This is a genomic window from Nostoc sp. (genome assembly GCF_036917155.1).
Classification (GTDB): Bacteria; Cyanobacteriota; Cyanobacteriia; order Cyanobacteriales; family Nostocaceae; genus Nostoc.
Window position 1 is genome coordinate 1 of record NZ_JBALDZ010000055.1, and the last position, 8,527, is coordinate 8,527.

At 42.3% G+C, this 8,527-nt stretch carries 5 protein-coding genes; all 5 read right to left on the reverse strand.

Annotation, left to right across the window (positions count from 1 at the left end; translation table 11 throughout):
• Window positions 1-116: 116 nt before the first annotated feature.
• Window positions 117-623: a hypothetical protein gene (locus V7K67_RS08225; RefSeq protein ID WP_335165978.1), complete on the reverse strand. Its 507-nt coding sequence runs from the start codon at window positions 621-623 to the stop codon at window positions 117-119.
• 112 nt (window positions 624-735) lie between these two features.
• Entirely contained in the window at window positions 736-2,265 is a 1,530-nt protein-coding gene (locus V7K67_RS08230) for a bifunctional aminoglycoside phosphotransferase/ATP-binding protein (RefSeq protein ID WP_335165980.1), read from the reverse strand.
• A 100-nt stretch (window positions 2,266-2,365) separates the two neighbouring features.
• On the reverse strand, window positions 2,366-2,965 hold the full coding sequence (locus V7K67_RS08235) for a 50S ribosomal protein L25/general stress protein Ctc (protein WP_334710523.1): 600 nt from the start codon (window positions 2,963-2,965) through the stop codon (window positions 2,366-2,368).
• Between the two features lie 95 nt (window positions 2,966-3,060).
• Window positions 3,061-4,404 (reverse strand): adenylosuccinate synthase, encoded by a 1,344-nt coding sequence (locus tag V7K67_RS08240; RefSeq protein ID WP_334732907.1) that lies wholly within the window; start codon window positions 4,402-4,404, stop codon window positions 3,061-3,063.
• Between the two features lie 120 nt (window positions 4,405-4,524).
• Entirely contained in the window at window positions 4,525-8,250 is a 3,726-nt protein-coding gene (locus V7K67_RS08245; RefSeq protein WP_335165982.1) for a CHAT domain-containing tetratricopeptide repeat protein, read from the reverse strand.
• Window positions 8,251-8,527 lie beyond the last annotated feature (277 nt).

The window sequence follows — 8,527 nt, forward strand, 5'->3', positions numbered from 1 at the left end:
CTCCTCTGCTCCTCTGCTCCTCTGCTCCTCTGCTCCTCTGCTCCTCTGCTCCTCTGCTCCTCTGCTCCTCTGCTCCTCTGCTCCTCTGCTTTTTCCCAGTCCCCAGTCCCCAGTCCCTACCTTTCCCAAAACCTGAAATTGAAACTACTTCCAGGGGCGCGACGGTAACGACGGCCAGCCCTTCTTGTTTGACGTTTGTTGATCCTCTCGTTCGTTGGTTCAACTTCGCCATCTTCTGGCTCTTCAACTTGCAACTGAGTTCTAGTTTCTTCTTTGCTTCCCCACCAAGCAGTAATCCAGCCTCCAGCCAAAGCGCCTATTCCACCTAGCAATATACTCATGGGTGCTGAATACCCCAAATATACAAAGCCCAGCATGAAAAATAACCAATATTTCAATCCTGTATCGACACCATCGGAGGAGGCAACCGCTGGAGCTTGGGGGCTATTATCAGTTAGATTGGTGATCCAGCTTAAGATGAAACCGCCCATAATTCCTAAGAAGATGCTCAGGGCTGGTGCGGAGCCAGTCATTATTAATATAAATGTTAAAAATGCCCCAAATAATAGTTGAGAAAAGAAGCTGGGAGAAATACTGAAAAAATCGTTCTTTTTGTCTGCCATAGAATAAAAAACTTATTAACTAATTGCTAATTCGTAATTTTCGATTCAATTACGAATTACGTTAGCGCAGCGGTAGCGAGTAATCGAGCATCCGTAGGAGCGTCATTACGAATTATTTTAATTGTGCCTGTTGTATTTGAGTTGTATCCCAAATCTTTACATAAGGTTGTTCCTCTTCCGTAAAAGGTTCAGCTTGTTTGATTTGTGAGGCTAATAAATCGGCGGTGGCATCAGCAATATCACCAGTGCGATTATTCAAACGCTCTTTTATCACTTCCCGCGGTGCTGTGCATTGGATAATCTGAAGGGGAAGTTGGTGCTTTGTAGCTTGTGCGATCGCTTCTTGCCGTAACTGTTGTTTATCATACTTGGCATCCAAAATCACCGAAAAACCTTGTTTAGCCAAGATAATTCCCAATTCTAACAGCCGTGTGTAAGTTTTCTCGGTCATCTCCGGTGTATACAAATCATCGCCACCCTTTTCCCACAAAGGAATTCCCCCTAAATGCTTCCGTACCGCATCAGAACGCAGGTGAATCGCTCCCTGTTGACGGGCTAAAGACCTTGCTGTGGTACTTTTACCAGAACCCGACAACCCCGACATCAAAATTAGTTGTCCCTGGTTTGGTTTAGTGTATTCCCAAGCCTGTTTGTAATAGTCAGCAGCCGTTTTTGTCGCTTCTTCCTTTACTGTCGCAGGTACACTTGGATCGTCTAGCAAAAATGATGTCACCTTAGCTCGGACGTAAGTCTGACGACTTAAATACAAAGGCAACACTTGTAAGCCTTCCCAGTCACCAGTTTGCTCTATATAGGCATTCAAAAACGCATTACCCAAATCTTTGCGTTGGCGGGCTTCCAAATCCATCACCGTGAACGCCACATCGTACATCACATCGACAAAGCGGAACGGCTCATTAAACTCAATGCAATCGAACAACAAGATTTTATCGTGCCAGAGGGCAATATTTCTCAGGTGTAAATCTCCGTGACATTCACGAATATAGTTGTTGTGAATTCTGCTAGCGAATAATTCTGGACGTTCGGCAAAAAATTTATCTGTATATTGCTTTGTTTCTGTAAATTGCGTCTGCGTCTGGGGGCCGCCAATATACTTCTCACTTTGCTCATAATTCTCATCAAAGGCAGCCTGGACATTTGGCACTTCACCAAAAGTACGAATATAATCATTTGTTTCTGCTTCAGCATGATATTGAGCCACTACCCGCCCCAACTCATCTAGGTGTGTCTCATTTAACTTACCTTCTTCAAAAAGTGTACTTAATAGCGACTCTTGAGGAAACTGGCGCATCTTCAGCACATATTCTACAGCCTCGACCGTTCCCTCTAACTGATATTGCTCCCCAACCAAAGTTATGGGCAAAACTTCTAAATACAGTTCACCAGCACCCCGCTGATTTAACCGTAACTCTTCCTGACAAAAATGCTGCCGCTTATCTAAGGTGGAAAAGTCCAAAAAGCCAAAATTCACAGGTTTTTTCAGCTTATAGGCGTAATCCCCAGTTAACAGCACATAAGAAACGTGGGTTTGAATTAGTTGAATCGGTTCTGTTACTGTATGGGGATAAAATCCCGGCTGCAACATTTGCTCAATTAAAGCTGGAAGAGTCACTTCTGTCATCTCTGGCCTCTGCGCTCTCTGCGCCTCTGCGGTTCAAATACAAAAAAACCAGGAGTTCCCCCCCTGGTATCATCAAAAATTGTTACACAGTTTACCTAGCTTAAGAAGCTGCTTCAGTTTCCGTGCCAGCATCCTCAGCGCTAATTTGTGGTGGCAAAACGCTGACAACAAGTCGTTCCGATTCAGCTAGAGGTGTAACACCTTCAGGAAAGGCTATATCACTAATACTCAAGCTGTCGCCAATTTGCAGATTAGAGACATCGATTTCGATGACATCTGGGATGTTTTCTGGCGCACAACTCACTTGCAATTCAGAAATTACAGTGTCTAACACGCCACCCGCTTGTTTAACACCAACAGCAGTTCCCACAAACCGCAACCGAACTTCTACAGTGGTGTCGCCGTGACCAGCAACCGCGAAAAAGCTGAGGTGATAAGGCGTACCTTTGGCGGGATGGATCTGAAGTTCCCGCAGCAAGGTTTTACCGCGCCAAGGTGCATCAGCGACATTCAACTCAATCAAGGTGTTATTGACGGAAGCTCTTTTGAGCAAACGCTCAACAGTTTTGGCCTCAATGGTCAAAGAAATAGATTCTGTACCCTTATGACCATACAAATTGGCAGGTATCAATCCAGCACGACGCAAAGCTCTTGGCTTGCTGCCTTCTGGACGTTTTTGAGATTCGACTGTAATAGCCATAAAAGTTGTTAGTTGTTAATTAGAGTTAGTTGTTAATTAGAGTTAGGAGTTAGGAGTTAGGAATTTTGATTTAATTACTCACTCTTAACTCTTAACTAAGCACTAAGTAGGGTAGCAGGTGTGCCGTCAGGGTGCAATAAAGCGCGTTTGGGCCCGTGGATAGGGTCTTCTACGATTATGGTTTGATCGCGGCTGGCTCCTAGTGAGACGATCGCGATCGGAACTTCCATTAATTCGGCTAAGAATTTTAGATAGTCCAATGCCCGTTTTGGCAAGTCTTCTAGGGTGCGGCAGTCAGTTGTTGACACTTGCCATCCTGGTAAGGTTTTGTAGATGGGGCGACATCTCGCAAATTGGCGGGAACTGGTGGGAAAGTGTTCGCTACGTTGTCCATCTATGTCATAAGCGACACAAACTTGGATTTCCTCTAATTCATCGAGAACATCCAGTTTGGTCAGCGCCATACAATCCATGCCGTTAATCCGCACGGCATAGCGACCGATAACGGCATCAAACCAGCCGCAACGCCGTTTGCGCCCGGTGGTTGTACCAAATTCGGCACCGCGATCGCACAATAATTCTCCTAACTCTCCATCCAATTCAGTGGGAAATGGCCCCTCTCCCACCCGCGTTGTGTAGGCTTTTGACACCCCAATTACCCGATCAATCATTGTCGGACCTACCCCTGCACCAACACAAGCCCCCCCAGCAACGGGATTAGAGGAAGTGACATAAGGATAAGTTCCATGATCTAGATCGAGGAGCGTACCTTGTGCGCCTTCAAATAAAATATTGCGCCGTCGCTGAATTGCATCGTATATTTTCAACGATGTATCAATAACGTAAGGGCGCAAGCGTTCTGCATACCCCAAATACTGTTCAATCACCTCTTGTGGATTTAGAGGCGGCAAGTTGTAAAGCTTTTCTAAAATGACGTTTTTATAATTAATCGTCCACTCTAACTGCTCACGTAGGCTATCGGGGTTCATCAAGTCTAAAACTCGGATGCCTGTACGTTCAGATTTGTCAGCATAAGTCGGCCCAATGCCCCGACCTGTTGTGCCGATCTTATGGCTTCCCCGTCGTTCTTCCGATGCCTGGTCTATCAACCGATGATAAGGCATCGTTACGTGGGCTGTCTCAGATATCAGCAGGTGGTCAGTGGAAATATTTAAATCTTTTAGTTGGTCGAGTTCTGCGATCAAAATCTGTGGATCGATTACTGTACCACAGCCGATAATGCAATCGGTATTTGGATACAAAATACCAGAGGGAATCAAGTGCAGTTTAAAGGTCTGACCTTTGACTACAATCGTGTGTCCAGCATTGACACCCCCTTGGTAACGCACCACAACATCTGCCGAACGGCTGAGTAAGTCAGTGATTTTACCTTTTCCTTCATCGCCCCATTGGGCACCTATGACAATGACGTTAGCCAAGAGCTTATATTAAGAAGTAAAGTTTCCACAAACTATTATTATTAACATATCGTTTGAATCATGTCAAGATAAATTCAGAAATTCTCATTATGAGAAGAATTATCACTATCATTCACACTATTAAAGGTATGGTTTTTGTATCTCTGTCATCAACGGCTCTGTATTTCCCTGGCAAATCCAAGCCCCCCAGTAAAAAGGATGTTCTAACGGTGTGTCTTGTTCTTGACAGTTAATCTCGGTATCTGCGGATAATTTCTTTAGTTCTAACAATTCTTTTAATACTTCTAATCCCAAAGCAGAGTCTCGTAATTCTTTGACAGTAATTTTACGTATATAATCTTGAGCAGATTGTAACGCATCTACACGACCCATACCACAAAGCAAGTTATCAAAGAAACGCTCCATTAGTAAAGTAGTGGCTGGATCGGGAACTTGCCACAGGCTCATAACTAGGGTTTTTGCACCGGCAACTGTAAAAGCTCGACGCAATCCAAATACACCTTCGCCAATTTTAATATCTCCTCTGGCGGTGTCACAGGCAGACAGCACAGTAATTTCGTTTGCCCATAGGTCTAAAGCTGCAATATCCTGAGCAAATACAACCCCTTTACCCGCTTTGGGAGGCAAACTTCCGCCAGTTAGCCCAGTATTAGCACCTGCGAGAGCTAATGCAGAGCGTGTCATGGGGTTAGTTAGTTTGAGTTTTGGGATTTGAGTTTTGGGATCGATCAGATTTGGAATTGGTGGTGTTGGGGGTGAATCAGGTAAGAACAAACCATGAGTGGCGATGAGCATGACGTGGGGACACTTACTAGTAGTTAGATGGGTTTCTAGTGCTTCTGCTCCCAGATATAAACGTGCATTTAAGAGCTTTTGAGCAACAATTTCACCCAAGAATCCAGTACTCTGAGTACGAGATAGGCGATCGCAACCGAATATTGCTAGTAACTCATTTGTTTGTCCGTGCGCCTGTTCACTTGCTAAATCAAAATCAGGATCGGCTATGATCAAAGGTACATCCGCAGTCCGTCCAGTCTTAATCCCAGAGCGCAGAATATCGCGCCCAACACCTAAATATGAAATAGTATATTCATCCATAAGCAGGTGTTTACCTGTTTCATCAAGGGGTAATATCTGAAATGGCAGTAAGTTCAAATTGCCGTCTGGTGCAAGTATTAGATGTTTGTAGCCTCCGAGTGCCTCACGGAAATTACCAAACAGCAGTTGACACAGTTGAATTGCTGTGGTTAAGTCATATTCTTTAGTCGGTAATTTAGGTATAGATGCCCAGCCTAGTGTTTTTTTGCTAGAGTCAGATAATTGCAGACGTAAGACTGAAATTAACTCATCAATAACTTCAGCTTCTCCTAAATCGAACATTTGTACTGCATCTGGTAATCCCGCTTTTAAGACAAATGCTAGATAACGCGCCCGATACCATTGTGTTTCACCTTTAGCTGGAACTGCTTGAAAATTGAAAAAATCGAAGCGGACAAATTCGACTAATACCGAATCAATTGGTAATGCCTCAGCCACAGCAAAACGGTCAGGAAGTTGTTCAGATAGTTGAATTTCCGGTACTTGAGCAGCTAGTTGTTTTTGTAAGTCGTTGGATTCTGCCTCTAGTTGTGCTAGTTTTTTTTGAAAATCTGCAAAGTCTTGTCTTTGAGCCGCAGAAACAGTTAGATTGACTAGCTGTGCATTTAACTTACTGAGTTGACTAAACTTTTCTTTGAGATGTGGATAGCGATTGCTATAAAGGGCTTCATTTTGAGCAGCTAAAGATGTTGCTGTTAAAGCTTTGCGTTTGAGGACAAAATCTAAGGCTGCCTGCAAAGCACTTTCGGAATTAGAGAGATGCTTGTAGACTAAAGAAAGAAATAAATTGAAATTACCTCTAAGTTTTTCAAGAAAAGCGAGGCGATCGCTTTCGGAACTGAAAGCAAATATACTATTAATCATCAAGTCATTGATACAGCTTGCCTGTATGCGATATGACAAAGCATCACTATAGCGTTCCATAGCAGCTAATACAGTTGCTAGATTATTTAAACTGAGGGCAGTATCAGGATGTTTATCCCCCAATAAGTGTTTTCTCATAGATAAAGCTTCTAGATACTTCTGTTCAGCTTCTTCATAACGCCCAAGGGATAAGTATATTAATGCTAAATTATTAAGACTGTTGGGAATATCAGGATGTTCTTTGCCAAACAAAGATGTCCTAATTTTTAATACTGACAAGTGCAATTGTTCAGCTTCAATGTAGCGTTGCTGACTACCATAGATAGTAGCTAAATTATTCATGCTAGTCGCTACTTGAGGGTGTTCGTCACCAAATAAACTTTTAACAATCGCCAAAGCTTCTAATAATAACGATTCGGCTTGTGAGTATTTAAATTGAGCATCATATAGCACCGCCAAGTTATTCAACATAGCCGCAACCAGATGATGCTTTGCTCCTAGCAGTTCTTTAATCATTACTAAGGCTGTGAGATGCGTTTGTTCGGCTTCTGAATATCGCCCTTGCAGCCGATAAACTACTGCGATATCGTTTAAGCTAGTTGCAATGTCAGGATGATTTTCTCCCAAGATATTTTTTCTAATAGAATAGGCTTCCAGGTAAATTTGTTCAGCTTTTGAGTATTGCCCTTGCATTTGATAGAGCAATGCTAAATCATCTGAACTATTTGCCACACTAAGATGCCCTTTTCCAAGTAAGCGTTCCAGCATTGGTAATGCTTGTAAATATATTTGTTCTGCCTCGAAGAAGCGCCCTTGAAATGCGTAATTTCTTGCGAGATTAATTAAACCATGTGCAATATCTGGATGTTCGGAAGTAAACAGGCGATTTCTGATTTCATTAGCTTGTAAATATATTTGTTCTGCTGCTAAATAACGCCCTTGTAGGAAATAGATTTCTGCCAAATTACTCAAGCTATTTGCAACATCAGGATGCTGCTCACCAAGCAAACGTTTTCTCATAGCTAAGGCTGATAAATGCATTTGTTCAGCTTCTTGATATCGTCCTTGCTCCTTATGATTGGCAGCAATATTATTTAAGGCAGATGCCACTAGAGGATGTTCATCTCCTAGTAATCTTTTCCAACTTGCTAAAACTTCTAAATAGTTTTGTTCAGCTTCTAAGTAACGTCCTTGTGAATCGTAAAGTGCTGCTAAATTGTTTAAACTAACAGTAACATCAGGATGCGTCTCTCCAAATAGGCTTTTGATCATCTCCAAAGCTGATAAATGCTTATTTTCTGCGTCTAAGTAACGTCCCTGAGTCTCGTATAGTGCAGCTAGATTATTAAATGTACGCCAGATATCATGGTGTTCATCTCCAAAAGCAAACTTTTGGATTTCTAAAACTTGTGAATATATATTTTCTGCATCTGAATAACGTCCTTGTTTTCGATAAACTTCGGCAAGATTGTTTAAAACAATTGCGACTTGAGGATGTTCATCTCCAAGCAACCGTTGCCAAATTTTAAAAACCGTTATAAAACCTTGTTCAGCTTGCGAATATTTTCCTAGCGAAAAATGAAAAACAGCTAAATTATTTAAAGATTCTGCTACGTTAATGTGTTCTTCTCCAAACAATTTCTTTCTGAGATTTAAGGCTTGTTGATAGAGATTTTCTGTGTCTGTATAGCGACCATGTAGGCGATATAACTCTGCCAGATTATTCAGACTATCGGTGAAAATAGAATGTTCAGTTATTTGCAGTTTTTGTCCACAAATTACAGCCTGCTGTGCCAAATCTAAAGCCACATCTAATTTTCCTTGTTCAACTAATTGAACAACTTGAGCATTAAGATTATTGATGTCCTCGATACTGCTAGTCACGTCGCTTCGCTCCGAATTCAAAATTAATGATCCCAAGAAATAAATTTAGCTGCTCTGTAAACGGACTTCGTATTTCTTGCGCCCTTCGGGTTCACCAGTCGCCTACGGCGGGAAACCCGCCTACAGCGCTGGTTCACTGTGCCACTCGTTATACATTTTTTTGCTTTTCCATAAATAAATTTACTTGCTCTGTATCATGAGTTGTTTTCGGTCATTTGAAGTAAAAAGTATTAGTTGCCAAAAAATTGTAGGTTGGGTGGAGGCTTTGCCAAAGCCA